26 protein-coding genes and 2 pseudogenes are annotated in these 26,517 nt (G+C 63.2%); 20 read left to right on the top strand and 8 right to left on the bottom strand.

Features of this window, described 5'->3' with window-relative positions; all coding sequences use genetic code 11:
- Positions 1–67 precede the first annotated feature (67 nt).
- Complete coding sequence (locus tag LB557_RS31860) at positions 68–280, top strand: DUF6894 family protein (protein ID WP_411970558.1); 213 nt, start codon at positions 68–70, stop codon at positions 278–280.
- 31 nt (positions 281–311) lie between these two features.
- On the opposite strand, the gene LB557_RS18210 is transcribed toward LB557_RS31860, so the two are convergent.
- From LB557_RS18210 to LB557_RS31625, 3 genes are all read right to left on the bottom strand, one after another.
- The gene (locus tag LB557_RS18210) at positions 312–659 is read right to left on the bottom strand and encodes a hypothetical protein (RefSeq protein ID WP_224642002.1); all 348 of its coding nucleotides are present in this window, start codon (positions 657–659) and stop codon (positions 312–314) included.
- 158 nt (positions 660–817) lie between these two features.
- A complete protein-coding gene (locus LB557_RS18205) occupies positions 818–1,234 on the bottom strand; it encodes an HD domain-containing protein (RefSeq protein ID WP_015316448.1) in 417 nt (138 codons plus the stop codon).
- A 49-nt stretch (positions 1,235–1,283) separates the two neighbouring features.
- On the bottom strand, positions 1,284–2,123 hold the full coding sequence (locus LB557_RS31625) for a GFA family protein (protein ID WP_263496785.1): 840 nt from the start codon (positions 2,121–2,123) through the stop codon (positions 1,284–1,286).
- Between LB557_RS31625 and LB557_RS18195 the strand changes: the two genes are divergently transcribed.
- The 3 genes from LB557_RS18195 (at position 2,114) to LB557_RS18185 (ending at position 4,877) form a co-directional block, all read left to right on the top strand.
- Positions 2,114–3,097, top strand: a complete 984-nt coding sequence (locus LB557_RS18195) for an ABC transporter substrate-binding protein (protein ID WP_015316450.1) — start codon at positions 2,114–2,116, stop codon at positions 3,095–3,097. The genes LB557_RS31625 and LB557_RS18195 overlap by 10 nt on opposite strands.
- Positions 3,098–3,192: 95 nt before the next feature.
- Positions 3,193–3,996 carry an ABC transporter permease gene (locus tag LB557_RS18190; protein ID WP_224642001.1) on the top strand — a complete coding sequence of 268 codons (804 nt, stop codon included), beginning with the start codon at positions 3,193–3,195 and terminating at the stop codon, positions 3,994–3,996.
- A 122-nt stretch (positions 3,997–4,118) separates the two neighbouring features.
- Positions 4,119–4,877, top strand: coding sequence for an ABC transporter ATP-binding protein (locus tag LB557_RS18185; RefSeq protein WP_224642010.1), 759 nt, complete (start codon positions 4,119–4,121; stop codon positions 4,875–4,877).
- 89 nt (positions 4,878–4,966) lie between these two features.
- Here the strand turns inward: LB557_RS18185 and LB557_RS18180 are convergent, their stop codons facing one another.
- The gene (locus LB557_RS18180; protein ID WP_224586212.1) at positions 4,967–6,586 is read right to left on the bottom strand and encodes a GMC family oxidoreductase; all 1,620 of its coding nucleotides are present in this window, start codon (positions 6,584–6,586) and stop codon (positions 4,967–4,969) included.
- A 383-nt stretch (positions 6,587–6,969) separates the two neighbouring features.
- Here LB557_RS18180 and LB557_RS18175 point away from each other — a divergent pair, with 383 nt between their 5' ends.
- The 5 genes from LB557_RS18175 to LB557_RS18155 are packed head-to-tail and all read left to right on the top strand — an operon-like array spanning position 6,970 to position 11,881.
- The gene (locus LB557_RS18175) at positions 6,970–8,244 is read left to right on the top strand and encodes a flavin-containing monooxygenase (RefSeq protein WP_224642009.1); all 1,275 of its coding nucleotides are present in this window, start codon (positions 6,970–6,972) and stop codon (positions 8,242–8,244) included.
- 44 nt (positions 8,245–8,288) lie between these two features.
- The gene (locus LB557_RS18170) at positions 8,289–8,705 is read left to right on the top strand and encodes a RidA family protein (RefSeq protein ID WP_015316456.1); all 417 of its coding nucleotides are present in this window, start codon (positions 8,289–8,291) and stop codon (positions 8,703–8,705) included.
- 5 nt (positions 8,706–8,710) lie between these two features.
- Positions 8,711–9,385 (top strand): DUF1028 domain-containing protein, encoded by a 675-nt coding sequence (locus LB557_RS18165; RefSeq protein ID WP_224642000.1) that lies wholly within the window; start codon positions 8,711–8,713, stop codon positions 9,383–9,385.
- Between the two features lie 20 nt (positions 9,386–9,405).
- Positions 9,406–10,896: an aldehyde dehydrogenase gene (locus LB557_RS18160; RefSeq protein ID WP_224641999.1), complete on the top strand. Its 1,491-nt coding sequence runs from the start codon at positions 9,406–9,408 to the stop codon at positions 10,894–10,896.
- 49 nt (positions 10,897–10,945) lie between these two features.
- On the top strand, positions 10,946–11,881 hold the full coding sequence (locus tag LB557_RS18155) for a LysR family transcriptional regulator (RefSeq protein ID WP_015316459.1): 936 nt from the start codon (positions 10,946–10,948) through the stop codon (positions 11,879–11,881).
- Positions 11,882–11,896: 15 nt separating this feature from the next.
- Here LB557_RS18155 and argE read toward each other — a convergent pair whose 3' ends face one another.
- Positions 11,897–13,054, bottom strand: coding sequence for an acetylornithine deacetylase (argE, locus tag LB557_RS18150; RefSeq protein WP_224586275.1), 1,158 nt, complete (start codon positions 13,052–13,054; stop codon positions 11,897–11,899).
- Positions 13,055–13,278: 224 nt separating this feature from the next.
- On the opposite strand from argE, the gene LB557_RS18145 reads away from it, so the two are divergent.
- Positions 13,279–15,348: an FAD-dependent oxidoreductase gene (locus LB557_RS18145; RefSeq protein ID WP_224641998.1), complete on the top strand. Its 2,070-nt coding sequence runs from the start codon at positions 13,279–13,281 to the stop codon at positions 15,346–15,348.
- 174 nt (positions 15,349–15,522) lie between these two features.
- Here LB557_RS18145 and LB557_RS31855 read toward each other — a convergent pair.
- Positions 15,523–15,573, bottom strand: a pseudogene (locus LB557_RS31855) (hypothetical protein); the annotation flags it as partial.
- Here LB557_RS31855 and LB557_RS31770 point away from each other — a divergent pair.
- Positions 15,570–15,656 (top strand): annotated as a pseudogene (locus tag LB557_RS31770) (SDR family NAD(P)-dependent oxidoreductase); the annotation flags it as partial. The pseudogenes LB557_RS31855 and LB557_RS31770 sit on opposite strands and share 4 nt — an antisense overlap.
- A gap of 56 nt (positions 15,657–15,712) precedes the next feature.
- On the opposite strand, the gene LB557_RS18135 reads toward LB557_RS31770, so the two are convergent.
- Positions 15,713–17,035, bottom strand: coding sequence for an MFS transporter (locus LB557_RS18135; protein WP_041163728.1), 1,323 nt, complete (start codon positions 17,033–17,035; stop codon positions 15,713–15,715).
- Positions 17,036–17,241: 206 nt separating this feature from the next.
- Between LB557_RS18135 and cyoA the strand changes: the two genes are divergently transcribed.
- The 9 genes from cyoA to LB557_RS18090 all read left to right on the top strand — a co-directional run bounded on the left by cyoA (position 17,242) and on the right by LB557_RS18090 (position 26,291).
- Positions 17,242–18,423 carry a ubiquinol oxidase subunit II gene (cyoA, locus tag LB557_RS18130; RefSeq protein WP_140715587.1) on the top strand — a complete coding sequence of 394 codons (1,182 nt, stop codon included), beginning with the start codon at positions 17,242–17,244 and terminating at the stop codon, positions 18,421–18,423.
- A 10-nt stretch (positions 18,424–18,433) separates the two neighbouring features.
- Positions 18,434–20,431 (top strand): cytochrome o ubiquinol oxidase subunit I, encoded by a 1,998-nt coding sequence (cyoB, locus tag LB557_RS18125; protein ID WP_140876696.1) that lies wholly within the window; start codon positions 18,434–18,436, stop codon positions 20,429–20,431.
- Positions 20,432–20,433: 2 nt separating this feature from the next.
- Complete coding sequence (gene cyoC, locus LB557_RS18120) at positions 20,434–21,060, top strand: cytochrome o ubiquinol oxidase subunit III (protein WP_140614601.1); 627 nt, start codon at positions 20,434–20,436, stop codon at positions 21,058–21,060.
- Positions 21,057–21,434, top strand: a complete 378-nt coding sequence (cyoD, locus tag LB557_RS18115) for a cytochrome o ubiquinol oxidase subunit IV (RefSeq protein WP_140715584.1) — start codon at positions 21,057–21,059, stop codon at positions 21,432–21,434. The genes cyoC and cyoD overlap by 4 nt, the downstream gene beginning before the upstream one ends.
- Positions 21,431–22,237 carry an SURF1 family protein gene (locus LB557_RS18110; RefSeq protein WP_140715582.1) on the top strand — a complete coding sequence of 269 codons (807 nt, stop codon included), beginning with the start codon at positions 21,431–21,433 and terminating at the stop codon, positions 22,235–22,237. The genes cyoD and LB557_RS18110 overlap by 4 nt, the downstream gene beginning before the upstream one ends.
- Positions 22,234–23,586, top strand: a complete 1,353-nt coding sequence (locus LB557_RS18105; RefSeq protein ID WP_140715580.1) for an ATP-binding protein — start codon at positions 22,234–22,236, stop codon at positions 23,584–23,586. The genes LB557_RS18110 and LB557_RS18105 overlap by 4 nt, the downstream gene beginning before the upstream one ends.
- The gene (locus LB557_RS18100; protein WP_015316469.1) at positions 23,576–24,112 is read left to right on the top strand and encodes a response regulator transcription factor; all 537 of its coding nucleotides are present in this window, start codon (positions 23,576–23,578) and stop codon (positions 24,110–24,112) included. The genes LB557_RS18105 and LB557_RS18100 overlap by 11 nt, the downstream gene beginning before the upstream one ends.
- 229 nt (positions 24,113–24,341) lie before the next feature.
- The gene (locus tag LB557_RS18095; RefSeq protein WP_015316470.1) at positions 24,342–24,950 is read left to right on the top strand and encodes a cysteine hydrolase family protein; all 609 of its coding nucleotides are present in this window, start codon (positions 24,342–24,344) and stop codon (positions 24,948–24,950) included.
- 78 nt (positions 24,951–25,028) lie between these two features.
- Positions 25,029–26,291 carry a DUF763 domain-containing protein gene (locus LB557_RS18090; RefSeq protein ID WP_015316471.1) on the top strand — a complete coding sequence of 421 codons (1,263 nt, stop codon included), beginning with the start codon at positions 25,029–25,031 and terminating at the stop codon, positions 26,289–26,291.
- A gap of 7 nt (positions 26,292–26,298) precedes the next feature.
- On the opposite strand, the gene LB557_RS18085 is transcribed toward LB557_RS18090, so the two are convergent.
- On the bottom strand, positions 26,299–26,499 hold the full coding sequence (locus LB557_RS18085) for a KTSC domain-containing protein (RefSeq protein ID WP_015316472.1): 201 nt from the start codon (positions 26,497–26,499) through the stop codon (positions 26,299–26,301).
- Between the last annotated feature and the right edge of the window lie 18 nt (positions 26,500–26,517).

Below are 26,517 nucleotides of genomic sequence, written 5' to 3'. Positions count from 1 at the left end.
GCCGGAGCGGGAACCACCAGTGTCGCTGGGTATTAACACGCTAGAGGTGTCCAAGGCTGCCCCGAAAATGAAACGGTGTCATTTCGATCTCTATAACGGTCATGGCCCCGTACCCAACGACGGCCAGCCATTTGAATCGCGAGAACAGGCGAGGGCAGAAGCCATTCGCATTTCGCAGGAAGTAGCTCGCGATGAAATGCCGGATCGCGACTTGGTCAACATACCGGCAAGGTGCGCAATGAGGCGGGCGCCCAGGTGTTCGAGGCATCGCTTGTCCTGACCGCCGGGTGGAGCGCGTGACCTTGATGCGGTCAGCGTAGGAGTCGCTGTGGAATTTGCACCACATTTTCCGATCCGGGCAGTTCAAAGGCCATGGCCAACCGACGCAAGGAAGCCATTTCCACGATCAACTCTTCGATCGAACGATCCGGCAATCCCGTCTTCACTTTCTGCCTTACCCTTACTGTGAGTTCATGAACGCGGACAGGCACGAAAAGCGCGCTGTCGTCCAGCAATCTGCTGATTTCGATCACCACATCGGCGTCAATGTCTTTCGGCAATTCCCGCATGGGCGTCACCTTGGTCCCGAAGCGATCCGAAGGCAGCCAGGCATTGCGCATCAGAGGGCATGCCGGACGCGGATCGATCATCGGATTCATAAAACCACCCACCCAGCGTGTCACTAAAAACGTTGGTACGAAAATTACCAAACGGGTTGGTTCCCGTAATCCATGTATTTTGGCATCGCGCGACTACAGGCATCGTCCAGTGGCGCTTGTCGCATGCCAGGACGCGATTGCCGCCAGCATCCCGGCACTCACTTGGTGAACTCGTCGTCAAGAATGCGCAATGCTTCTTCATACTTGGCCGTGGATGCTCCGATCTGCTTTGATTGCCAGATATTGTCGGCCAGATCCGCCCGTTTTACCGGCAGCGCCAATGGGTTCGATGCGGCCCGGCGTACGAATGCGAAATAGTCCTCGCCTTCTCTGCGTGTCATGGCGTCGACCGCGGCAGCGATCGTCGGTCCAAAGCCCGCCTCTTCGAGCTTGGCCCTGCTCCAGCCTTCGCTTTTTTCCAGGACATCGTGCAGATAGGCGACGACTTTCTGATCTATCGTTTCGACGGCGTCGACCACTCGACGGCAATGATCGATATAGGGGCCTCCTGTCTTGTCATGCTGCGATGCATGCGCCTGCTCCGCAATCTTGGCCGCCCGATAGAAAATACTCATCACATCGATCTCCGTCCTTTCGGCCAGCGAGCCGCATCGCCTTCAGGCGCTACCAGCGTTCCTCGGTTTCGCGGTGCGGCAAGTCCACGCCGCAGCAGACCCAGCCAAGCCGCTGCCCTGATCCGTAATTGTAGCGAGGCTCCAGCCGCGCTGGATCGTCGAATGTGCCGACATGCAGCGCGATTTCCCCGGGCGAGACGTCATAGGCAAGGCTGAGCGGCGATCCGCAGGCAGGACAGAACCCCCTTTGGGCGATTGGCGAAGATCGGCGATAGGCGGGAGTGGCGTCGATCCAGGTCAGGTCTGGCGAAGGCACCCACGCCAGGACCGCAAATGCACTGCCGGTCGCGCGCCGGCACATATCGCAATGGCAATAGTGCACTCTCGGTTCGCTTGTGACGTTGAAGCGAATCCGGCCGCAAAGACATCCGCCGTTCAGTTCCACCTTGGCTCCAGTCCGATGAGCCTGCGTTTCGGCGGGCTCTCCAATCCCGTGCGGGCAGCTTCGTTCATCTGGCGAAAACGTCGGCCGCTCTCGTCGGTTCCTGTGCCTCCGCAGGAGCGGGTTCGCGCACGAGGCGCTTGTCTTTTCCAGCGCTGCGGCATTGAGGCCGCTTCTGTCGGCGACCCTGCGGAAAATGGCCAGCCAGGTCCAGAGCCAGGCCGCCGATCGGCTATCGAGCCGCTTCGGTTTCGACGAAGCAATGGGCAGAAAAAGACTTCTTTTTGCGATCCGGCCCGGATGCTCTGTTGCAAACCTTAGAACACGCAAGGCTCGCTGGGAGGCGACGCCCAAACAAGAGCGGCTGCCGAAACGCAACCGGCATAGGCCGCGAGAATGAGGCCGATGCCGGCAACAGCCATAGGGGAACCACGACAATGAAGACATTTCGAAACTGCCTGATGGGCGCGGTCGGCGCAGGCCTGCTGGGCCTGGGGCTTGCAGCTCCCGCCAATGCGGGCGCCATCCGTCTCGGCATGACGACCTGGGTAGGTTACGGGCCGCTGTTTCTTGCCCGCGACCTCGGTTACTTCAAGGAGGCCGGCGTCGACGTCGACCTGAAGGTCATAGAAGAATCAGCGCTTTACATGGCTGCGGTCGCCGGCGGCGATCTCGATGGCGCCGCCTCCACCGTCGACGAGCTGATGAAGTACCGCTCGGACGACCTCTGCTTCAAATACGTCCTTGCGCTCGACGACAGCCACGGCGGTGATGGCGTCGTCACGCAGCCCGACATCAAGTCCCTCAAGGATCTGAAGGGCCAGCAGGTGGCCTTGAACGAGGGCTCCGTTTCCGAATTCTGGTTCAACGTGCTCCTGAAAAAGGAAGGCATGACCGAGGACGACGTTACCATTACCAACATGACCGCCGATGACGCGGCGACCGCCTTCATCGCCGGCCAGGTTCCCGCCGCCGTGACGTGGGAGCCGCACCTCACCGAGGTCCGCAAGGGCGGCAAGGGAAAGGTGTTGATCGATTCCACGACCACCCCTGGCTTGATCGTGGACGTGATCGCCCTCAAATGCGATCTGATCGAAAAACATCCCGAGGACGTAAAGGCCCTCGTCAAGGGCTATTACAAAGCGGTTGAATACATCAAGACCAATCCGGAAAAGGCCTATGAGATCATGGCCAAGGGCATTGGCGGCTATCTCGAAAAACCCGAGGATTTCGCCGCCGGTGCCAAGGGCGTGCGCTATTACGATCGCGATCGCAACCTGGAATTCTTCGGTACGCCGGAAAAGAGCGAGGCGTCCGAGTTGGTGAATTTCGCGCAGGACATCTGGGGCAAGGCTGGCAAGCTCAAGATGACGATCGACGCGAAAACTATCCTCGACACCGACTTCATCAGGGAACAATGAGCCTTCGAGAAACCGGGGTCGGTCCGCTTGGGCCGACCCCGGTTTACCGACAGGCCGGAGCCTTCTCGCTTCAGAAAATCAACGGAGGCCATGCCATGGCACAGAGGCGGACGGCGTGGACACGCCTGACGACCCCATTCGCCAACATTCCCGCCGGCACGGCAACGACACTCGCGCTGGCGATGTGGGTAGTCGTGATCGGCGGCTGGGCGCTGCTGTCCTATGGCCGCATCGTGCCGAACATGTTCCTGCCGACGCCCGGAACCGTGCTGCAGACGACCTATCGCATGTCCGTGGACGGCAGCCTTTTCTACCACACTTTCACCAGCGCCAAGGTGGTGATCCTGGGCTTCATCGTCTCCTCGCTGATCTCGGTGCCGCTGGGGCTGTGGATGGGGACCTATCGGGTGGTGCAGGCGCCGCTGGAGCCCTTGGTCAACTTCATCCGCTACCTGCCTGTGACCTCCTTCGTGCCCCTGTTCATCCTTTGGATCGGCATCGGTATCGAACAGCGCATAGCGGTCATCTTCTTCGGCACCTTCTTCCAGCAGCTCGTGATGATTTCCGACTGTGCGCGCAGCGTCTCCAGGGACCTGGTCAACGCCTCCTACACTTTGGGCACCAAGCGCAGCGAAGCGGTGTGGCACGTCATTTTCCCGGCCGCGCTTCCAGCCATCCTCGACACGCTTCGCGTCACCATGGGCTGGGCCTGGACCTATCTGGTCGTGGCCGAACTCGTCGCCGCGTCGAGCGGCCTCGGCTATATCAGCCTGAAGGCGATGCGAGGCTTCCAGGTCGATGTGATCTTCATGGCAATCGCCGCGATCGGGCTTCTGGGCCTTATCACCGACACGGCGTTCCGCATTATCAGGGCCAGGGTCGCGCCATGGGCATCCTGATTTTGAACGCAAGCTCGCAAACCGCAGTCGGATCAAGGGTAGCAATGAGCGAGACCATCAAGGCGAACGATCTGGCCGGCACGGCCGCGACGACCGGCGATCCGCGCTCGACCGGCACGACGATGGCCGTTGAGGACGTGACATTGCGTTACGGCGACGCCAACGGCGTGCTGGCGCTGGACGATGTGTCGCTGAAGGTGGCCAAGAACGAATTCTGCGTCATCGTCGGCCCTTCGGGATGCGGCAAATCGAGCCTGCTCTACCTTGCGGCCGGCCTCAATGACGCGACTTCGGGCAGCATCAAGGTCGACGGCAGGGAAGTGATCGAACCGGGTCCCGACAGAGGCATGGTGTTCCAGAGCTACACCTTGTTTCCCTGGCTCACCGTGCGCGCCAACATCGAGTATGGACCCAAGCGCAAAGGTCTGCCGGCGGGGCGGCGCAAGCAGATCGTCGACCAGTATCTCGATGAAGTCGGCCTCGCGCCGTTTGCCGACCACTACCCCGCCCAGCTTTCCGGCGGCATGAAGCAGCGCGTGGCGATCGCGCGCGCCCTTGCCAACGATCCGGCCGTTCTGTTGATGGATGAGCCCTTCGGCGCCCTCGACAGCCAGACGCGCGGCACCATGCAGAAACTGCTTTTGCGCGTCTGGGAGCGGCAGCAAAAAACGGTGCTGTTCGTTACTCACGATATAGACGAGGCGCTGGTCCTGGGCGATCGCGTCCTGGTGATGACGGCCCGGCCCGGCAAGATCAAGGCGGAGATCAAGGTCGAGATCCCAAGGCCGCGTTCGATGGATGTGATCCTCGAACCCGAGTTCATCGCCCTCAAGCGCCGCATCCTCGGCCTCTTGCACGACGAGATCGATGAGGATCATTGAGAGCAATCTCGAGGAAACACAAACGGTCGTCGGCAGGTCGGCGTTGCCGACGCTGAACTGCCTACGATGTTGAAAGGCGGAGCGGGTCCTTACCTTTCGCCGCGATACGCCGAGCCCAGGATCATCTCCGAGCACTTCTGTCCGATCATCATGCTTGGCGCGTTCGTGTTGCCGCCGATCAGCTTCGGCATGACTGACGCATCGGCGACCCGGAGCCCGTCCATGCCTCGCACTTTCAGCGTCGCCGGATCAGCGACCGCCATAGCGTCCGTCCCCATCTTGCAGGTCCCGACGGGGTGGTAGACGGTCAGAGCTTCGGCGCGCAGATAGGCCAGGATCTCGTCGTCGCTGCTGACATCCTTGCCCGGAAGCATTTCCTTGCCACGCACCGCATCGAACTCGGATGCGGCCAGGATCCTGCGCGCGATCTTGATGCCTTCGACAAGCACCATGGCGTCGTCCTCGTTGGCGAAGAAGCGGTGGTCGATGAGAACGTCACGGCGAGAACTGTCCCGTGACAATCTGATCTCGCCAACGCTTTTCGGCCTGAGAACGCAGGTGTGAATGGCGTAGCCGTGGCCATATTCGATGAGCCTGCCGCGATGGCTGCGATAGCCCGGCACGAAGTGGAACTGAACATCGGGCAGGCCGTTCGCGTGCCTGGTTTTGGCAAAGCCACCGGCTTCGACATAGTTGGTGGTGAGGATTCCCTTGCGGCGCGCGAAATACTGGAAAGGCGCTGCCGCGATGCGGGGCAGGTTGGCAAACGACAGGCCGAGCGTCCTGGTGCTCCTGGAGCGCACGGTGACCATGCCGTCGACATGGTCCTGCAGGTTCTTGCCGACACCAGGCAGATCGAGAATCGGCGTGATGCCGATCTGCCGCAGCTCGTCCGCGGGGCCGATGCCGGATGCCATCAGGATCTTGGGCGAGTTGATGGCCCCGGCACAGAGCACGATCTCGCGGCTGGCCGCGAGTATTTTTTGCTCGCCATCGTGGCGCACCCGCAGGCCGGTGGCACGCCTTTCGGCGATGACAAGGTCGACTACCTCGCATGCACTGAGCAGCGTCAGGTTTCCGCGATGGAGCACCGGACGCATGAAGGCGGTAAAGCTGCTGAAGCGCTGGCCCCGGTTCTGGGTGACGTTGTAGATGCCGAGGCCGAACTGGCTCTCGGCGTTGAAGTCGTCGTTGGCGGGCAGGCCGGCATTTTTGCCGGCCTTGACGAACATGCTGGAAAGCATGTTCGGATCGCGCGGATTGTCGACCATGAGCTCGCCGTCCGTGCCGTGATAGTGTGGGTCCTGGGCGATCAGGTTGCGCTCCAGCTTCCTGAACACCGGCAGCACGTCGCTGTAAGCCCAGCCGGCGCAGCCGAGCCCGGCCCACTCGTCATAGTCCTGCGCGGCGCCGCGAATATAGACCATCGAGTTGATCGAACTCGATCCGCCCAGCGCCTTGCCCCGGTTGACCGGAATGCGGCGGTTGTTGAGATGGGGCTGCGGCACGCCGACGAAACAATAGTCGTAGTTCGGGTTGCCATAGAGCGACAGAATGCCCGCCGGAATCCTTACCCGCAGGCTGTTGTCGCTGCCGCCTGCCTCTACCAGGCACACCCTGACCGACGGATCGGCGCTCAGCCGATTGGCCACCACGCATCCGGCCGAACCCGCGCCGACGACAATGTAATCATAGCTCTCAGTCTTCATGCCAGCCCCTCGAGAATGCCGGCTCGTGGCATTGCCGAACGGGCCGCTGCGAGGCTGCATCCTGTTCCGCAACAATTCGGTGCCGACACGTGCCCGGCTTCGCGGCCAGCTCATGCGGCGCTGCGGATCCGGCCGCTGAAACTGTAGATGCGTCCATCGGCACGAGAAATTCGGAAATGGTTACGCGTGACTTCGGAGATTCGTTATGGGCGCCCACCGGCACGTGCTGCTACTTGTGACCGCCAATGGGGAGGCGACCGGATGGCGCACGGCCTGTCCGGAACACGGCGAAATGGATCTCCCGGGGCTGCGTTTGCCGGCCGCCGGAAATCGGTTTCATCGCGTGCGGCGGGAGCTGTCGGATGGTCAGAAAAGGACTGGGCATGTCGGTTGAGACGATAGACACGCTTGTCGTTGGCGGCGGCCAGGCTGGGGTGGCCATGAGCGAGCACCTGAGCAAATGCGGGGTGCCGCATCTCGTTCTCGAACGCGGCCGCATCGCCGAGCGCTGGCGCTCGCAGCGGTGGGACTCCCTGGTTGCCAACGGCCCGGCCTGGCACGACCGCTTCCCGGGCATGGAATTTCCTGTGACAGGCCCCGATGGCTTTCCCTCCAAGGAAGAGGTCGCCGACTATTTTGTCGCTTACGCAAAGCAGATCAATGCGCCGGTCCGCTGCGGCGTCGAGGTCAGGCTTGTGCAAAGAAACATAGGGCGGCCCGGATTCCGTGTCGAGACGTCCGATGGCGTGATCGAGGCCAACAGCGTTGTCGCGGCGACCGGGTCTTTCCAGGTCCCGGTCATCCCGTCGGTCGTTCCTGCCGATGCCGGCATCCTGCAAATCCACTCCAGCGCCTACCGCAATCCCGCGCAGTTGCCGAAAGGCGCGGTGCTGGTGGTCGGCGCGGGATCCTCGGGCGTCCAGATTGCGGACGAACTCCAGCGCGCTGGCAAACGCGTCTATCTCTCGGTCGGCGCGCACGACCGCCCGCCGCGCGCCTATCGCGGCCGCGACTTCTGCTGGTGGCTGGGCGTTCTCGGCAAATGGGACCTCGAAACTCCGGGACCCGGCACGGAGCATGTCACGATCGCGGTGAGCGGTGCGCGGGGCGGAGAAACGATCGATTTTCGCCGTCTGGCGGCGCAGGGGCTTACGCTCGTTGGCATGACGAGGGCGTACCAGGACGGTGCCATGACCTTCGCGCCCGATCTTGCCAAAAACATTGCCCGCGGTGATGCCAATCTGATGGCATTGCTGGACGAGGCCGACGCCTATGTCGCGCGCAACGGTCTCGACCTTCCCGAAGAACCCGCTGCCCGCCGGATCGGCCCTGACCCGGACTGCGTGACCAATCCGATCCTCGAGCTCGATCTGACCGAAGCCGGGATAAGTTCGATCATCTGGGCGACGGGCTTTGCCGTCGATTACAGCTGGCTGAAGGTCGATGCCTTTGACGAGCAGGGCCGGCCGAGGCATCAGCGCGGCGTCTCGACCGAGCCAGGGATCTATTTCCTGGGCCTCCCCTGGCAGTCGCGCAGGGGATCGAGCTTCATCTGGGGCGTGTGGCACGATGCCAAGCACGTGGCCGACCGTATTTCGACGCAGCGCAAATATCTCGCTTATCACGCCGCCGCGAAGCGTGAGGCCGTGGACGCCTGACCAAAGCTGGCGACGGCCGCGAGCCCGACCTGATGGAGATCAAGATGAAGCATACCCGAATTCGTACCTTCAATACGAAGGACACTTATCCCGAGCAGAAGCTCGACAACGATCTGTGCCAGGCGGTCGTCACACGGGGTGGCCGGACGATCTATCTGCGCGGGCAGTGCCCGCAGGATCTCGACACCGCCAAGAATATCGCCAGCCACGATCCGGTCGAGCAGACCCACAAGGTGATGCAGAATATCAAGCAGCTCATCGAGGAATGCGGCGGCACCATGGAGCATCTGGTGAAAGTGGTGGTCTACATCACCGATGTCCGCCATCGCGAAGCCGTCTACCGAACGATGGGCGAATACATCAAGGGCGTCTATCCGGTTTCGACCGGCCTTGTCGTGTCGGCCCTGGCAAGGCCGGAATGGCTGGTCGAGATCGACGGCACGGCCGTAATTCCGGACTGAGCGCCATGACCTTCTCCATCGTCGCACGGTGCCGGCGCACCGGCATGTTCGGAGTGGCGGTATCCTCGTCATCCCCCGCGGTCGCGGCCCGCTGCGCCTATGCACAGGCCGGCGTCGGCGCCGTTGCCAGCCAGAATGTCACGGACCCGACGCTCGGGCCACGGGCGCTGGAGCTGATGGCGCGAGGCGCCTCCGCCGCCGAAGCCGTCGCGATCCTGAAGCGCACGGGTGCTTTCAGCGAATACCGGCAGGTCCTGGCGGTCGACAAGGCCGGCGGCAGCGCGATCCATTCGGGACCGAAAGCGCTTGGCATCTGGAGCGAGGCACGCGGCGAGGACGTCGCCTGCGGCGGCAACCTGCTTGCCAGCGATAGGGTTCCGAAAGCCATGGTGGACGCCTTTCTCGCCTCCGAAGGCGATCTTGGCGACCGGCTGATCGCCACCATGCGAGCCGCGCTCGAGGCCGGCGGCGAGGCGGGGCCTGTCCGCTCCGCCGGCATGAAACTGGTACGCGATGTGTCATGGCCCGTCGCCGACCTGCGTTGCGACTGGACCGAAGGGTGTCCGATCGAGCAGCTGGCAATGCTGTGGGACATCTATAAGCCCCAGCTCGATGCTTATGTCACGCGCGCCCTCAACCCGTCCGGTGCGCCAAGCTACGGCGTTCCCGGTGATGAGTAATTCGACAATCTGGAGCCGGCATGAGCGAACTCAGTCATAAGGATTGGATCAGCAAAGCCTCGGCTATCCGTTTTCGCGACAGGGCGTTCATCGACGGCAAGGCAATGCCCGCGCGTTCCGGCAGAACATTTACCAGCATCAATCCGGCCACCGGAGCAACGCTCGCTGAGGTGGCTTCCTGCGGCGAAGAGGACATCGACCTTGCCGTCGCCGCGGCACGTCGCAGTTTTGAGGCCGGCGTCTGGTCGAGAGCGACCCCTCAGCATCGCAAACGAGTGCTGCTGCGGTTGGCGGAATTGCTGCGCGAGAACCTGCAGGAGCTCGCGCTGCTGGAATCTCTTGATATGGGCAAGCTGGTCAAGGACGCAGCGACCGTCGACGTGCCGGGGTCGGCGGCGATCTTCCAGTGGTATGGCGAAGCGATAGACAAGGTCTATGACGAGGTGGCGCCGACGGCCCGAGGCGACCTTGCTTTGGTACGGCGCGAGCCGCTCGGGGTCGTGGGCGCCGTCGTGCCGTGGAACTTTCCGCTCGACATGGCGACCTGGAAATGCGCGCCCGCGCTGGCTGCGGGCAATTCGGTGGTGCTCAAACCCGCCGAGCAGTCGCCTTTCTCGGCGCTCAGGCTGGCCGAGCTTGCCATGGAGGCAGGGCTGCCCGCCGGCGTGCTCAATGTGGTGCCCGGCCTCGGCGAGACGGCCGGCCAGGCGCTTGGCCGTCATATGGACGTGGATTGCCTTGCCTTCACCGGATCGACCGCTGTCGGCAAGATGTTCCTGCAATATTCCGGCCAGTCGAACATGAAGCAGGTCTGGCTGGAGACCGGTGGCAAGAGCCCCAATCTGGTGTTCGCCGATTGCGGTGATCTGGACGCGGCAGCCGACATGGCCGCCTTCAGCATCTTCTTCAACCAGGGACAGGTATGCTCGGCCAACTCCCGGCTTCTGGTGGAGCGCGGCATCAAGGATACGCTCGTCGAGAAACTGGCGCAGCGCGCGACGGCGACCCAGCCCGGCGATCCGCTCGACCCTGCATCCAGGATGGGTGCGATGGTGGACGCGCGCCACGCGGCGACCGTCATGCGTTTCGTCGATGGCGGCAAGAAGTCGGCACGGCTGGTGACCGGCGGCGACCGGGTTACCGTCGACGGGCGCGGCAGTTTTGTGCAGCCCACGATCTTCGACGACGTCTCGCCCGACGACCCGCTTGCGCGCGACGAGATATTCGGTCCGGTCCTGTCGGTGATCGCCTTCGACACCGAAGACGAGGCGCTTCGCATCGCCAACGACAGCGTCTACGGCCTGGCCGCATCTCTGTGGACCGACAGCCTGTCGCGGGCGCATCGTCTCGCCGAAGGGCTGCGCGTGGGCACGGTTTCCGTGAACACCGTCGATGCGCTGAGCCCGGTGACTCCCTTCGGCGGTTTCAAGCAGTCCGGCTTCGGGCGCGACCTGTCGCTGCACGCGCTCGACAAGTACACCGCGCTGAAGACTACCTGGATAAAATATTGAGGAGCGGCCGCGACTTGATCGCCAGCTGCAAACCGGCAACATAGCCACCATGCCGCTTCGCTTCACGCTGAGACAACTCGAATATTTCGTCGCCGTTGGCGAAGCCGGTTCGATCGCCAAGGCGGCCGAGCAGGTGAATGTCTCGCCGCCATCGATCTCGGCGTCGATCGCTCAGCTCGAAGCCGAGTTCGGCGTGCAGCTTTTCGTGCGCAAGCATTCGCATGCGCTGGCGCTGACGGCGGGCGGGCGCCTGTTCCTCAAGGAAGCAGCGCGTCTGCTTAACGACGCGGATGCGCTGCACGACATTGCCGGGGATATCGCCGAAAAGGTGCGCGGACCGCTGGCGATCGGCTGCCTGCTCACTTTCGCCCAGATCGTGCTGCCGGCACTGCGCAAGAAATTCGAGGACGCCTATCCCGATGTGCGGGTCAGGCAATTCGAGCGCAACCAGGGGCAATTGTTCGAGATGCTCCAACGTGGCGAGATAGACGCCGCGCTGACCTACGATCTGGAGCTGTCGCAAGACATGACTTTCGAGCCGCTAATGCAGTTGCCGGCCTATGTCATGCTGCCGGCCGCGCATCGCCTGGCGGCGAAGGCAGGTATCACGCCCGAGGAACTGGTCGATGAGCCGATGGTGCTGCTTGACCTGCCCTACAGCAGGGAATATTTCCTGTCGGCTTTCCAGCCCAGGGGCCTGCGGCCCAAGATCGTCGAGCGTACCGGCGACATCGCCGTGATGCGCTCGATGGTCGCCAACGGCTTCGGCTACGGCATCGCCAATATGCGGCCGCTCAACACCATGTCGCCGGACGGCAAATTGCTGGTCTTTGTGCCTTTGTTGGGCGACCTCAGGCCGCTGACCATAGGGATTGCCCTGCCGAACGCCGAGCATCGCACGCTGACGGTGCAGGCCTTCATCGACCACTGTCGCCGCTTCGTCGTCGAGCAGGGCGTCTTCGGTACCGAGCGCATCGTGAAGTGAGGCCTGCCATGCGGCTCACGGCCAGCCGTCCGTGAGCCGTTCCAGCAATCTGTCCAGCATCGCGTCGCAACGACGCAACTGTTCGACGCTGACAAATTCGTCGGGCTTGTGTCCCTGCGCCATGGAGCCCGGCCCGCAGACGACTGCAGGCGTGCCAAGATCGCGGCTGAACAATCCGCCCTCCGTGCCGAACGCGACTTTCATCGTGTCGTTGGCACCGGTCAGCGACTTGACGAAAGCCACCGCCTCCGATGCGGCCGGCGTGTCGAGGCCCGGATAGGTGTTGGTGATCTCGATGTCGATCGCTGCCTCTGCCGCGATCGAAGCGGCGTCCCCGGCAATGCGCACCGCGGCGGCGCGCAGCCTGTCGAGAATGCTGGCGGCATCGTCGGCGGCAATGTTGCGGATCTCGAAATCGACGTGGCAGAGGTTGGGCACGATGTTGAGCGCGACGCCGGCATTGATCTTGCCGACATGAACCGTCGTGTAGGGAATGTCGTAGTCGCCGTCGCGGGCGCCGTCGCGGGCCAGCCGTTCTTGTTCGTCACGCAAGGCGCGCACGAAATCGCACCCGAGGTGGATCGCGTTGAGCGCCAGCGGGGCGAGCGCCGAATGGCCTTCGCGTCCCCTGCAGACGGCGCGAGCGGCAAGCTTGCCCTTGTGCCCGGTCGCCACCTGCATGTTGGTCGGCTCCCCGACGATGCACAGCAGCGGGCGCTGCGGCGCCGCACTCAGCATTTCGATCAGGTCGCGCACGCCAAGGCAGCCGACTTCCTCGTCACAGGAGAGCGCCAGATGCAACGGCGTCCGAAGCGCGATCCTGGAGGCCTTGATGCAGGTGGCGAGCGCAGAGGCCACAAAACCCTTCATGTCCGCCGCGCCGCGCCCATAAAGCTTGCCGTCGCGCTCGGTCATTTCGAATGGGGGCAGCGTCCAGTTCTGGCCGTCCACGGGAACGACGTCGGTGTGGCCGGACAGCATGACACCGGGTCTGCCTGCCGGGCCAATGGTGGCAAAGAGGTTGGCCTTGTGCCTGTCCGCGCCGTGGACGATCTGGCAGGCAACGCCGCTCGCTTCGAGCAAGTCGGCCGCATAGCCGATCAAGTCGAGGTTCGAGTCGCGGCTCACCGTGGGGAATGCGATCAGCCGTTCGAGAATCCTGATGCTGTCCATTTTCTGTCTCTCGGTCGGGTTCTGGCTGTCTAGCATCATGCCGCCGATGCTCTGAAGTCGCATTTCGCTCAGCCCCGGTTCAACGCAGACTAATTCGCGCCGGCGCGCGCGATTAGGCGCGTCCTAATCGGCACAGAAGAAATCCGTAGTTTTCCCGCGCCGGCTCGAACTTATGAGTAGTCTCGGCAGCACCGGCGGTGCCGAGCCGGCAGGGAGGAAGCTACATGCGCGACCCACGCTACGACATCCTGTTCGAGCCGATGAAGATAGGTCCGGTGACGGCCAAGAACCGCTTCTATCAGGTTCCGCACTGCAATGGCGGTGGCTATCGCGATCCATCGGCGGCGGCAGAGATGCGCCGCATCAAGTCGGAAGGCGGCTGGGGCGTGATCTTCACGGAGCAGACGGAGATGCACCATACCTCCGAGATCTCGCCCTTCATCGAACTGCGGCTATGGGACGATGCCGACATTCCGGCATTGGCCAAGATGGCCGAGGCCATGCATCAGCACGGGGCGCTGGCCGGCATCCAGCTCGCCTATTCCGGGATCAATGGCCCCAACCTCTACACCAAGGAGGTGCCGCGCGGGCCGTCGGCCCTGCCGATCCGCACCTTCACCAATGATCCGGTGCAGGCGCGCGCCATGGACAGAGAGGATATACGCGACCTGCGCCGCTGGCACCGCAATGCCTTCAAACGCGCCAAGCAGGCGGGTTTCGACCTGGTCTGCCTCTATGGCGCGCACGGCTTCGGCATCATCCAGCATTTCCTGTCGACGGCCACCAACCAGCGCGGCGACGAATATGGCGGCTCGCTGGAAAACCGTTCGCGGCTGATGCGCGAGCTTATCGAGGAAGGGCGCGACGCGATCGGCGACACGTGCGGCCTGACGCTCAGGCTGTCGCTGGACGAGATGATCGGTGAACTCGGCTTCGCCAATTCGGAAGTCCGCGACATGATCGAGATGCATGCCGAACTGCCCGATCTTTGGGATCTCGCGCACGGCGCTTGGGAGGATTGCTCGGGTCCGTCACGCTTCAAGGACGAGGCGGCGCAGGAAAGCCTGGTGTCGGGCATCAAGAAGCTGACCTCGAAGCCGGTCGTCGGCGTCGGCCGCTTCACCTCGCCCGACGTGATGGTCAGGATGATCAGGTCGGGCACGCTCGACTTCATCGGCTGCGCGCGCCCTTCGATCGCCGATCCCTTCCTGCCGAGGAAGGTCGAGGAGGGGCGTATCGAGGACATCCGCGAATGCATTGGCTGCAACATCTGCATCACCGGCGACATGACCATGTCGATCTCGCGCTGCACGCAGAACCCGACCTTCATGGAGGAATGGCGCAAAGGCTGGCATCCGGAGCGCATGCAGGCGAAAGGCGACAGCGACAGCGTGCTGATCGTCGGCGCCGGGCCTGCCGGACTGGAGGCCGCGCGTGCGCTCGGCCTGCGCGGATATAAAGTGGCCATCGCGGAAGCGGGCACCGAGCTTGGCGGACGCGTGGCGCGCGAAAGCAAACTTCCAGGCCTGTCGGCCTGGGGCAGGGTGCGCGACTATCGGCAGTATCAGCTCAGCCAGATGCCCAATGTCGACATCTATTTCGAAAGCCGGCTGTCGGCCGGTGACATCCTCTCGTTCGGCTTCCAGAACGTCGCCATTGCCACCGGATCGACCTGGCGCCGCGACGGCGTCGCGCGTGCCCATGTCGTGCCGATGCCGATCGACGCCGCGATGCCGGTCTACTCACCCGACGATCTGATGGCCGGCAAGGTTCCGGCCGGCAAGGTCGTGCTGTTCGACGACGACCACTATTACATGGGCGGCGTTCTCGCCGAGCTGATGGCGCTTCGGGGAACGAAGGTGACCCTGGTGACGCCATCGGCTTATGTCTCGGACTGGACCCGCAACACGCTGGAGCAAGGGGCCATTCACCGCCGCCTGGCTGAACTCGGCGTCGATATCGTCCTCAACAGGACCGTCACGAGTGTCGCTTCAGGTGGCGTCGTGACGGCCTGCGTCTACACCGGCGCTAAACAGGATCTGGCGGCCGATGCCGTCGTCCTGGTCACGTCACGCAATCAGGAGGACGCCGTTTGGCGCGAGCTCAAGGCGCGGGAAAACGAGTGGGCCGACAACGGCATCCGTTCGGTCAAGGTCATTGGCGACGCCGAAGCACCGGGGCCGATCGCCTGGGCAACCTATGCCGGCCACCGCTTCGCCCGGGAGCTGGACGAACCTGACATCGGCGACGCATTGCCGTTTCGGCGGGAAGTCGCCGCACTGGCTGCGGAATAGAACGCCGGAGCGCGGCAGACCAGATCGCCCGCCCTTCCTGGTCGAAGAAGTGCAGATGCCCGGATTCGGCCCGCAGGCCGACCTCGGCGCCGGTTTCGGGCGCCGGTCCTTGATTGTGGCCGGTCCTTGATTGTGGATGACGAGGCAGGTCTGACCACTGTCCAGCTCGACATGGAGGAGCGTGACGGCGCCGGTGTATTCGGCGAGCCTTACCTTGCCGCGCAGCGATCCTGTTCCTCTGCTCCGACGCCGCGAGCTTCGTCTACGGCGCCGCGCTCGACGTGGATGGCGGCTCGATGTTCCGCTGACCGGGAGGGCAGCGGCTCCGGCGACGCTCGCTGACCCTTCCCGCCATTTATAGAGTTCAGTCGGTCGGACGGTCCGCGACCGAACGCCGCCCGTCGATCCACAAGGCAAGCAAGGTGCAGGCCGCGCCCGAGAGCAGGTAGGCGCCCGCCGCGATGAGGCCGAAATTGCCGGCCAAAAGCAGGGCTGCGAGCGGCGCGAAGCCGGCGCCGAACATCCATGCAAGATCTGAGGTTATTGCCGAGCCGGTATAGCGATAGTGCCGCGAAAAGCTCGATGCGACGACGCCCGACGATTGCCCGAAACTCAGCCCCAGCAGGATGAAGCCCAGCACCATGAACAGGGCCTCCCCAACGGTGCCGCCATCCAGAAGCTGCGGGGCAAAGCCGCTGAACGTCGCGATGGCGATCGCCGAACCGCCGAGCAGCGCACGGCGTCCGACACGATCGGCCAGTGGCCCCGACGCGACGATGGCCGCGATGCCGAACAGCGCGCTCACCGCCTCGATCGTCAGGAAGCGCGCCGGCCCCTCATTGGTGAACAGGAACACCCAGGAGAGCGGAAACACCGTCACCATGTGGAACAGGGCGAAACTCGCCAGCGGCGCGAAGGCGCCGATGACGACATTGCGGCCTTCGGCCCTGACCGTATCCCTGATGCGCGTCGGCTGCAGGTCGCCGCTCTCGTATAATCTTGAAAATTCGGGCGTCACCACAATGCGCAGCCTGGCAAACAGGGCCACGACATTGATGGCGAAGGCGACGAAGAAAGGATAGCGCCAGCCCCAGGCAAGGAAGTCGTCGGCCGACAGGTTGGCGACGAAGAAAGCGAAGAGGGAACTCGCCACGATGAGGCCGATTGGCGCGCCGAGTTGCGGGATCATGGCGTAGAAGCCGCGCCGGTTCCGAGGCGCGTTCAGCGCCAGCAGCGAGGGAAGTCCGTCCCAGGTTCCGCCGAGCGCCACGCCTTGCCCGATGCGGGCCAGCGCCAGAAGCCAGATCGCAAGCGCGCCGATATCGCCATAGGCGGGAAGGAACGCGATGGCGACGGTCGAGGTGCCGAGCAGGAACAGCGCGATCGTCAATTTCGCCCCGCGGCCATAGGCGCGATCGACGGCCATGAACAGAACGGAGCCGAACGGACGGGCGATGAAGGCCAGTGCGAAAATGGCGAAGGAGTAGAGCGTTCCGACGAGCGGGTCGTGCGTCGGAAACACCAGCTTTGGGAACACGATGACGGACGCGATCGCATAGACGAAGAAGTCGAAGAATTCCGACGTCCTGCCCACGATCACGCCGACCGCGATATCGCCCGCGCTGACCTGGCCGTGGTCCGAGCCGATCAGCCCGCTGTTTGTTTCGGCAGTCGAAGTCTGAGCCATCTTGTCCGTCGCCACCGCGTGGAATGAAATATCTGGGACCCAATCACAGGGATTCCATTGTGCGCTGCACACTGTGCCAGACCCACCCCGGCTGGGCATTGGACAAATTGTCCAATGTCAGCGCGCCGCCGCCGGCAGTAGCCCTTTGTTGATACCACACCGCAACATCCCTCCACGTTGCGGCGGTCCATCGAGGGCAGCATCTGATGAAACGATTTGGGGCCTTGCTTCTGTTTCCCCTGACCGGGCTGTTGAGCGGCTGCGATATGGTCGTGCTCGCGCCGGCAGGCGATGTCGCGGCCCAGCAGCGCGACCTGCTGGTGGTCTCGACCTTGCTGATGCTGATCATCATCGTTCCGGTCATGGCGCTGACTGTCTTTTTCGCCTGGCGCTACCGGCACTCCAATGCCTCGGCGACCTATGCGCCGGATTGGGATCATTCGACGAAACTCGAACTGGTGATCTGGGCAGCACCGCTTCTCATCATTATATGCCTTGGCGCGCTGACCTGGCTCGGCACGCATTTGCTCGACCCGTACCGCCGGATCGACAGGATCGAACCCGGCCAGCCCGTCACCCAGTTGCACAAGCCGCTCAGGGTCGAGGTCGTGGCGCTCGACTGGAAATGGCTGTTCATCTATCCCGATTACGGCATCGCTGCCGTCAACGAGCTGGCGGCGCCGGTCAACCAGCCGATCGACTTCCGCATCACCTCCTCGGCGGTGATGAATTCCTTCTACATTCCAGCCCTCGCCGGGCAGATCTATGCCATGCCGGGCATGGAGACGAAGCTGCACGCCGTCATCAACCGGCCGGGCACCTATAGCGGTTTCTCCGCCAATTATAGCGGCGCCGGCTTTTCGGGCATGCGCTTTGCCTTCCACGGCCTATCCGATGATGCCTTCAGCCAGTGGGTGGCACAGGCCAGGACCGCATCCGCGGCTCTCAACCGCGACAGTTATCTCGAACTCGAAAAGCCGAGCGAGAACGAACCCGTCCGCCACTACGCCTCCGTCGATCCCGATCTCTATGGCGCCATCCTCAATCTGTGCGTCGAGCGCGGCAAGATGTGCATGAACGAGATGATGTCGATCGACGCCAAGGGCGGTCTCGGCCTTGCGGGTGTGCGCAACACCTTGCCGCTGCAATATGACAAGCTCGCGCGGCGCGGCGCGGTGTTCGGAAACGATCCCTCCTATGTCGCCAGCATCTGCACGGCGGAGGAGGCCGCTGCCGTCTCGCGCGCCTCCCGCGATGCCCGGCCGACCTATTGGCCGGCGAAGAACCTGTCCCCGCTGCGCGGGGCGGGACTGCTCCGGCCAGGGACAGACAGCCGCAGCGCGGAGGCCGATACCCCGGCCCTCGGCCTGCTGCGGCGCGAACTGTGAGAGACTTGCGATGCCCGATACGCTGACCAAATTCATTTTCGGCCGCCTCACCTGGGACTCGCTGCCGCTGCATGAGCCGATCGTTGTCGCCACCTTCGCCGCGGTGGCGCTCGGCGGCATCGCGCTTCTCGGCGTCATCACCTATTTCAAGCTGTGGGGCTACCTGTGGCGTGAATGGTTCACCAGCGTCGACCACAAGAAGATCGGCATCATGTACATGGTGCTGGGGCTGGTCATGCTGCTGCGCGGCTTCTCGGACGCCATCATGATGCGCCTCCAGCAGGCCATCGCCTTCAATGGCTCCGAGGGCTACCTGAACTCACATCACTACGACCAGATCTTCACCGCCCATGGCGTCATCATGATCTTCTTCGTGGCGATGCCCTTCGTCACCGGGTTGATGAATTTCGTCGTGCCGCTGCAGATCGGCGCCCGCGACGTCTCATTCCCCTTCCTCAACAATTTCTCCTTCTGGATGACGGTCGGCGGCGCCATCCTCGTCATGGCGTCGCTGTTCGTCGGCGAATTCGCCCGCACCGGCTGGCTCGCCTATCCGCCGCTTTCCGGCATCGGCTACAGTCCCGACGTCGGCGTCGATTATTATATCTGGGCGCTGCAGGTGGCGGGTGTCGGCACGACGCTGTCGGGCATCAACCTGATCTGCACCATCATCAAGATGCGCGCGCCCGGCATGACGATGATGCGCATGCCCGTCTTCACCTGGACGTCGCTCTGCACCAACGTGCTGATCGTCGCCTCCTTCCCGGTGCTGACGGCGGTGCTCTCGCTGCTGGCGCTCGACCGCTATGTCGGCACCAACTTCTTCACCAATGACTTCGGCGGCAATCCGATGATGTATGTGAACCTCATCTGGATATGGGGTCACCCGGAAGTCTACATCCTCATCCTGCCGCTGTTCGGCGTCTTCTCCGAAGTCACCTCGACCTTCTCCGGCAAGCGCCTGTTCGGCTACACCTCGATGGTCTACGCCACGGTGGTCATCACCATCCTGTCCTATCTCGTCTGGCTGCACCACTTCTTCACCATGGGCTCCGGCGCCAGCGTCAATTCCTTCTTCGGCATTACGACGATGATCATCTCGATCCCGACGGGAGCGAAGATCTTCAACTGGCTGTTCACAATGTACCGGGGCCGCATCCGCTTCGAACTGCCGATGATGTGGACGGTGGCCTTCATGCTCACCTTCACCGTCGGCGGCATGACCGGCGTGCTGCTTGCCGTGCCGCCGGCGGATTTCGTGCTGCACAACAGCCTGTTCCTGATCGCGCACTTCCATAACGTCATCATCGGCGGCGTGCTGTTCGGGCTGTTCGCCGGCATTGCCTACTGGTGGCCCAAGGCCTTCGGGTTCAAGCTCGACCCGTTCTGGGGCAAGGTCTCGTTCTGGTGCTGGGTGGTCGGCTTCTGGTTCGCCTTCATGCCGCTCTACGTGCTCGGGCTGATGGGCGTGACACGCCGCATGCGGGTATTCGATGATCCCTCGCTGCAGATATGGTTCGTCATCGCCGCCTTCGGCGCGGTGCTGATCGCCTGCGGCATCGCCGCCTTCCTGATCCAGATCTTCGTCTCCATCCGCAGGCGCGAGGCGCTTGCCGATCCGACCGGCGATCCATGGGACGGCCGCACGCTCGAATGGTCGACCTCCTCGCCGCCACCTGCCTACAATTTCGCCTTCACACCTGTCATTCGCGACAACGATGCCTGGTTTGACATGAAGCAGGCCGGCTACACCAGGCCGCTCGCCGGCTTCAAGCCGATCCACATGCCCAGCAATACCGGCACCGGTGTCATCCTGGCCGCCTTCAGCGTCGCGCTCGGCTTCGCCCTGATCTGGTACATCTGGTGGCTGGCGGCGCTGAGCTTCGTTTGCCTCATCGCCACCGCGATCGGCCACACCTTCAACTATCACCGCGACTTCCACATTCCGGCAGCCGAAGTCACTCGGACGGAAGAGGCGAGGACGACGCTCCTCGGGGCTGGGGTTTGAGCATGGCATCGACAGCAATCATGGCCGGCACCGAACCGGTGTTTCACCTGGAAGAGGAGCATGCGCACGCCGAAGGCGGCTCCACCATGCTCGGCTTCTGGCTCTATCTCATGAGCGACTGCCTGATCTTCGCGATGCTGTTCGCCGCCTATGGCGTGCTTGGCGGCAACTACGCGGCCGGGCCGGCACCCAAGGACCTGTTCGACCTCGATCTGGTGGCGGTCAACACCGCCATGCTGCTCTTCTCCTCGATCACCTATGGCTTCGCCATGCTGACCATGGACAAGGGTCGCGTGGGGGCGACGCAAGCCTGGCTCGCCGTCACCGGCCTGTTCGGCCTGGCGTTCCTGTCGATCGAGCTCTACGAATTCTCGCACATGATCCATGAAGGCGCGACACCGCAGCGCAGCGCCTTCCTGTCGTCCTTCTTCACCCTGGTCGGTACGCACGGCCTGCATGTCACCTTCGGCATCGTCTGGCTGGTGACGCTGATGACTCAGGTCGCGAGATTTGGCCTCGTCGAGGCGAACCGCCGCCGGCTGATGTGCCTCTCGATGTTCTGGCATTTCCTTGACGTCGTCTGGATCGGCGTCTTCACCTTCGTCTATCTGATGGGAATGTTGCGATGAGCGCTCATGATCATGCCGAGGGTCACGGCCACGCCCATGCTGGAGCAGCACACGGATCGTTCCGGAGCTATCTGACCGGCTTCATCCTGTCGGTGATCCTGACCGCCATCCCGTTCTGGCTGGTCATGAGCGGCGCCATCGACGACAAGCAGGCGACGGCCATCGTCATCATGGCCTTCGCGGTCGCGCAGATCGTCGTCCACATGGTCTTCTTCCTGCATATGGACACCACCTCGGAAGGCGGATGGTCGATGCTGGCGCTGATCTTCACGCTGATCCTGGTCGTGATCGTACTGACCGGCTCGCTCTGGGTGATGTATCATCTCAACGCCAACATGATGCCGGGGCTGCACGACATGCGCGAGAAGCCATGAGCCCGGTTGCGGGCTCTGGGAGAACCAACACCGAGGCGACGGGCATCGGTCCGCGGCCCGCGTCGCAAGAGGGCGCCGGCCGGTCGTCCGCATCGCGCCTTGTCCTTGTGCTGCTCGGGCTCCTCGGCGTGCTGGTGTTTGTCGGGCTCGGCATATGGCAGTTGGAAAGGCGTACCTGGAAGCTCGACCTGATCGCCCGTGTCGACCAACGCATTCATGCCCCGGTTTTCGAAGCGCCTGGCCCGGAGAGCTGGAACGGCATCACCGCGGCCCGCTACGAATACAGCCATGTGCGACTGGCCGGACGCTTCCTGGGCGGCGCCAACACGCTGGTTCAGGCGGTGACGGAGCTTGGCGGCGGCTATTGGGTGCTGACGCCGATGCGGACCGACAGTGGCTTCGTCGTGCTGGTCAATCGCGGCTTCATTCCCCCGGAGCGCAAGGCCGAGTTCGGACAAGAGAGCGACGGCTCAACCGCGCCGGCCATCATCGATGGACTGTTGCGCATGAGCGAGCCAGGCGGTGGCTTCCTGCGCAAGAATGACACCACGGGCAATCGCTGGTATTCGCGGGATGTCGCCGCCATCGCAACCGCGCGCGGCCTGACGGATGTCGCACCCTATTTTGTCGATGCTGAGGCATCCGGCATCGACGGCTGGCCACGCGGCGGGCTGACCGTCGTGACTTTCCGCAACAGCCACCTCATCTATGCTTTGACCTGGTTCACGCTCGCTGCGATGCTTGCCCTCGCCCTGGCCAAGCCGATGACCGGCCGCCCCCAGCGGCAAGGACCAGCAAGATGAGCGTTCCCACGCAAGCGCTCCGCCGCGACAAATCGCTGGTGACGGCGTCCCTTGCCGCCAACAATGGCGCGGTACCAAATCCCGAAGCAACGAACAGGAAGAACTTGTTCCTGCTCATCCAACTGCGTTGGCTGGCGGTGGCGGGTCAGGTGCTCACCATTCTGGCGACGCAATACTGGTTCGAGATCCCGCTGCCGCTGGCGAAGATGGCCGGCGTTGTGCTTTTCCTGGTTGGCCTCAACATCTTCAGCTTGCTGGTCCTGCGCGGTATCAGGCCGATCACCAACACCCAGCTCTTCGTCGCGCTCATCTTCGACATGGCGGCACTGACGACGCAGCTCTACCTGAGCGGCGGCGCGTCCAATCCGTTCGTATCGCTCTACCTTCTGCAGATCACGCTCGGCGCGGCACTGCTGACCCCAAGGTTTACCTGGATCCTGGTGGCGGCCGCGTCGGCCTGCTTCGTCTTCCTCATCTTCCTTTTCCAGCCGATCGCCATCCCGCATCATGGCGGCAGCGATCTCCTGTCCCTGCATATCAGGGGCATGTTCATCTGCTTCGTGCTGGCCGCCGGCCTGATCGTGATCTTCATGACGCGCATCGACCGCAACCTGCGCGAACGTGATGCCTATCTCGCCGACCTGCGCCAGCGCTCGGCCGAGGAGGACCACATCGTGCGCATGGGCCTGCTGGCCTCCGGCGCCGCGCACGAACTGGGTACGCCGCTTGCCACGATATCCGTCATCCTGTCCGACTGGCGCCAGATGCGCACCCTTGCACGCAACCGCGAACTGGCGGCCGACATGGCCGAAATGCGGGCGCAGATCGAGCGCTGCAAGCGCATCGTGTCCGGCATTCTGATGTCTTCCGGCCAGGCCAGGGGCGAGGGAACGATACGCACCACCATTCGCGGTTTCCTCGACGATCTGGTCGAGGAATGGCGCATCAGTCGCCAGCCATTCAAGCTGGAATACACGAACGACTTCGACCCGGACGAGCAGATCGTGTCCGACACGGCGTTGAAGCAGGTCATCTTCAACGTGTTCGACAACGCCCAGGAAGCGTCGCAGGCTTGGGTCGGCGTCACCGCCGAGCGGCAGGACGACAAACTGGTGATTGCCGTAAGCGATCGTGGGCCGGGTTTCGACGAGACTATTCTGGCAGCGCTTGGCCAGCCCTATATGTCGAGCAAGGGACGGCCAGGGGGCGGTCTTGGTCTTTTCCTTGTCATGAATGTGGTCCGGAAACTGGGAGGCGATTTTTCCGCGCGCAACATGGAGCAGGGCGCCTGTGTTACGCTTTCGCTGCCGCTCGCGGCGTTGACCGACGGAGATGATCATGAGGCCTGATAGATCCCTCTTTATCGTCGAGGACGACACGACCTTCGCCAAGACGCTGAAGCGCTCCTTCGAAAAGCGCGACTACGACGTCATGGTCTGCCACGACAGGGAAGCCTTGCTCGACGCCCTCGAAAAATCCGTTCCGGCTTATGCCGTCGTCGATCTCAAGCTTGGGGCCGGCGGTTCCGGGCTGGAGTGCGTCAAGCTGCTCAGCGCCCGCGATGCGTCGATCAGGATCGTCGTGCTGACAGGGTTTGCCAGCATCGCCACGGCGGTCGAGGCGATCAAGCTCGGCGCCAGCCACTACTTGGCCAAACCCGCCAACACCGATGATATCGAAGCCGCCTTCGGCCGTGCCGAGGGCGACATTTCCGTACCGCTTTCCAGCCGGCCCACCTCGATCAAGAACCTGGAGTGGGAGCGCATCCACGAAACGCTGGTCGAAACCGGCTTCAACATCTCCGAAACGGCGCGCCGGCTTGGCCTGCATCGGCGCACCCTGGCCCGCAAGCTCGAGAAGCGTGTGGTGAGATAGCGGGAAGGTCCGGCGAGCCGCGGTGCCGCTCTCGGCACAGCCTTGGAAAAGGACCGCCCCATAGCTCCGACAGTCTCATGCGAGCGCCTCCGTTCACCGCGGCGGAGACGCTGGCCACCCGCGTCGGTTCCTGCCGGCGGCTCAGGAACGAGTTCCCGCATGCGGCGTTGCGTATCCGGATGGCAGTGCCGGAAGTCATGAGAACGCACCGCCGGTCGGAGATGCGTTGATGTCGATGCCAGGCTTGGCTTATGGCCCATTGGGCGACCGGTGCATGCATGTCTGTGTGGATATGCAGAAGCTGTTTGCCGAACCGTCACCTTGGGCGACGCCCTGGATAACCCGTGTCTTGCCTCAAATTGAGAGGTTGGTCGAAAGGCGTGCGGAACAGACGGTTTTCACGCGCTTCCTGCCTGCGCAAAGGCCGGGACAAGGCGCTGGTACATGGAAGCGCTATTATGAGCGCTGGGCCTCGATGGCGATCGACAATATCGGGCCGGAGATGATCGAATTGTTGCCGGCGCTGGCCGCTTACTGTCCGCCGGCGGCAGTCATCGACAAGCACATCTATTCCCCCTGGTTCGAAGGGCGCCTCAGGGCCTTTCTGATGGAACGCGAGATCGACACGCTGGTCGTCACGGGAGGCGAAACCGATGTATGCGTCCTAGCCACCGTGCTCGGCGCCATCGATTTCGGCTATCGCGTGGTGCTCGTCACCGACGCATTGTGCAGCTCTTCCGACGCAACGCATGACGCGCTGCTTACCGTCTATCACCAGCGCTTCGCGCAGCAGGTCGAGACAGTCGAGATGGAAACGGTTCTCTCGAACTGGACTTGACGCCAGTGTAGCGTCAGCCTTCCCTGCGGGGTCTGTAGTGCTTATCTGTCCCAATCGCGGACATTGGAGCAGGCAAGCGTGGCGCAACGATCGGGCAGTGCTGATCTTCCCCTTCACGGTGGACGCGTGCCGAAATGGCTGGGCGACCGCATGACGCGTCTCGGTGCCGTCATGTGCGAGGCGATCATCCATCACTATGGCCGCAACGAATTGCTGCGGCGTCTGGCGCATCCGTTCTGGTTCCAGTCCTTCGGCGCGGTCATGGGCATGGATTGGCATTCGTCCGGCATCACCACCAGCGTCGTCGGCGCCTTGAAACGCGGCCTCACGCCGCTGTCGGGCGAACTCGGTATCCACGTCTGCGGCGGCCGTGGAGCGCATTCGCGCAAAACCCCCCACGAGCTTGCCGCCATTGGCGAGCGCATCGGCTTCGACGGAGCCCGCCTTGCAACCGCAAGCCGGCTTGTCGCCAAGGTGGACAGCGCCGCCGTTCAGGACGGGTTCGATCTCTATCTGCATGGCTTCATCGTCACCGACGACGGCGACTGGGTGGTGGTGCAGCAAGGCATGAACGGTGACAGCAAGGTGGCGCGCCGCTATCATTGGCTGTCCGAAGGTTTGAAGAGTTTTGTCGACCAGCCGCATGCCGCCATCGAAGGCGCCAACCAGGGCGAGATCGTCAACCTGACCGACCGCCGCGCCGAAGCCTCGCGCCAGGGACAGCTTGATCTCCTCCAGGATCTTGGGCCGGACCGCATCCTTCGGGAGTTCGCCGCGCTGGAGCCCGGTACGGCACCGGCTCCGGTGCAGCCCCTGCTGCCGCATCTGATCATGCCGGCTCATCACGACGTTCGCGAAAGCGACGTCGTGATGCATCGCCTTCATGGCAACATGGCCGCCGCCGCGGAGCGAGGTCCAGCCGATTTTGCCGAGCTTCTCCTGGTTCCGGGCGTAGGCGCCCGCACGGTGAGGGCACTCGCTCTCGTTGCCGAAGTGGTGCATGGCGCGCCTTGCCGATTTTCGGACCCGGGTCGTTTTTCGCTGGCGCATGGCGGCAAGGACAGGCATCCGTTCCCTGTACCGCTCAAGGTCTATGACGAGACGATCGGCGTGCTGAAGTCCGCCGTGCAAAAGGCCAGGCTCGGTCGCGAAGAGGAAATCGGCGCCCTGAGGCGGCTCGACCATCAGTCGCGGCAGGTCGAGCGATACGTCACGGGTCCCAGCCTCAAGGAAATTGTCGCCGGCGAATTCGACCAGTCGCATCTGCTTGGCGGCCGCAGTGTCTTTGGTTGGGAACCGGCGCCGGATGAGTTGAGCGCCGACGAGAACAGGAAGGCGTGACGGGGCATCACGCCACGCGACGGTACCTGTGGTGGTCCTTGATGAATTTATTGAAGAAGCGGCCTTTCGAAGGAGCGCGCATGAACGCCGCATAGGTAGCCGGGGCGACGTCCTCATAGTCATAGCGGTTGCCGTGCGGCACGAACCAGACCGAGAGGATCCTGGTCGCGGGATCGTATTGCGTGTTTCGAATGACGGTCGATGGCATGCTGGCACCTGACGGCTC

The organism is Mesorhizobium sp. BR115XR7A, from assembly GCF_020165315.1.
GTDB classification, from domain to species: Bacteria; Pseudomonadota; Alphaproteobacteria; order Rhizobiales; family Rhizobiaceae; genus Mesorhizobium; species Mesorhizobium australicum.
The sequence above is the reverse complement of the archived record's forward strand: the minus strand, read 5'-3'. Positions and strand labels throughout refer to the sequence as shown.

Excerpts from the sequence above, each read along its gene's own strand:
- LB557_RS18100 (WP_015316469.1), top strand. The coding sequence starts at position 23,576 with ATGAGGCCTGATAGATCCCTCTTTATCGTCGAGGACGACACGACCTTC.
- LB557_RS18205 (WP_015316448.1), bottom strand. The coding sequence starts at position 1,234 with ATGAGTATTTTCTATCGGGCGGCCAAGATTGCGGAGCAGGCGCATGCA.
- LB557_RS18180 (WP_224586212.1), bottom strand. The coding sequence starts at position 6,586 with ATGAAGACTGAGAGCTATGATTACATTGTCGTCGGCGCGGGTTCGGCC.
- LB557_RS18190 (WP_224642001.1), top strand. The coding sequence starts at position 3,193 with ATGGCACAGAGGCGGACGGCGTGGACACGCCTGACGACCCCATTCGCC.
- LB557_RS18135 (WP_041163728.1), bottom strand. The coding sequence starts at position 17,035 with ATGGCTCAGACTTCGACTGCCGAAACAAACAGCGGGCTGATCGGCTCG.
- LB557_RS18110 (WP_140715582.1), top strand. The coding sequence starts at position 21,431 with ATGAGCCCGGTTGCGGGCTCTGGGAGAACCAACACCGAGGCGACGGGC.
- LB557_RS18175 (WP_224642009.1), top strand. The coding sequence starts at position 6,970 with ATGTCGGTTGAGACGATAGACACGCTTGTCGTTGGCGGCGGCCAGGCT.
- LB557_RS18165 (WP_224642000.1), top strand. The coding sequence starts at position 8,711 with ATGACCTTCTCCATCGTCGCACGGTGCCGGCGCACCGGCATGTTCGGA.
- LB557_RS18155 (WP_015316459.1), top strand. The coding sequence starts at position 10,946 with ATGCCGCTTCGCTTCACGCTGAGACAACTCGAATATTTCGTCGCCGTT.
- LB557_RS18145 (WP_224641998.1), top strand. The coding sequence starts at position 13,279 with ATGCGCGACCCACGCTACGACATCCTGTTCGAGCCGATGAAGATAGGT.
- cyoA (WP_140715587.1), top strand. The coding sequence starts at position 17,242 with ATGAAACGATTTGGGGCCTTGCTTCTGTTTCCCCTGACCGGGCTGTTG.
- LB557_RS18160 (WP_224641999.1), top strand. The coding sequence starts at position 9,406 with ATGAGCGAACTCAGTCATAAGGATTGGATCAGCAAAGCCTCGGCTATC.
- cyoD (WP_140715584.1), top strand. The coding sequence starts at position 21,057 with ATGAGCGCTCATGATCATGCCGAGGGTCACGGCCACGCCCATGCTGGA.
- LB557_RS31625 (WP_263496785.1), bottom strand. The coding sequence starts at position 2,123 with ATGTCTTCATTGTCGTGGTTCCCCTATGGCTGTTGCCGGCATCGGCCT.
- LB557_RS18085 (WP_015316472.1), bottom strand. The coding sequence starts at position 26,499 with ATGCCATCGACCGTCATTCGAAACACGCAATACGATCCCGCGACCAGG.
- cyoB (WP_140876696.1), top strand. The coding sequence starts at position 18,434 with ATGCCCGATACGCTGACCAAATTCATTTTCGGCCGCCTCACCTGGGAC.
- argE (WP_224586275.1), bottom strand. The coding sequence starts at position 13,054 with ATGGACAGCATCAGGATTCTCGAACGGCTGATCGCATTCCCCACGGTG.
- LB557_RS18195 (WP_015316450.1), top strand. The coding sequence starts at position 2,114 with ATGAAGACATTTCGAAACTGCCTGATGGGCGCGGTCGGCGCAGGCCTG.
- LB557_RS18210 (WP_224642002.1), bottom strand. The coding sequence starts at position 659 with ATGAATCCGATGATCGATCCGCGTCCGGCATGCCCTCTGATGCGCAAT.
- cyoC (WP_140614601.1), top strand. The coding sequence starts at position 20,434 with ATGGCATCGACAGCAATCATGGCCGGCACCGAACCGGTGTTTCACCTG.
- LB557_RS31860 (WP_411970558.1), top strand. The coding sequence starts at position 68 with ATGAAACGGTGTCATTTCGATCTCTATAACGGTCATGGCCCCGTACCC.
- LB557_RS18170 (WP_015316456.1), top strand. The coding sequence starts at position 8,289 with ATGAAGCATACCCGAATTCGTACCTTCAATACGAAGGACACTTATCCC.
- LB557_RS18185 (WP_224642010.1), top strand. The coding sequence starts at position 4,119 with ATGGCCGTTGAGGACGTGACATTGCGTTACGGCGACGCCAACGGCGTG.
- LB557_RS18095 (WP_015316470.1), top strand. The coding sequence starts at position 24,342 with ATGTCGATGCCAGGCTTGGCTTATGGCCCATTGGGCGACCGGTGCATG.
- LB557_RS18105 (WP_140715580.1), top strand. The coding sequence starts at position 22,234 with ATGAGCGTTCCCACGCAAGCGCTCCGCCGCGACAAATCGCTGGTGACG.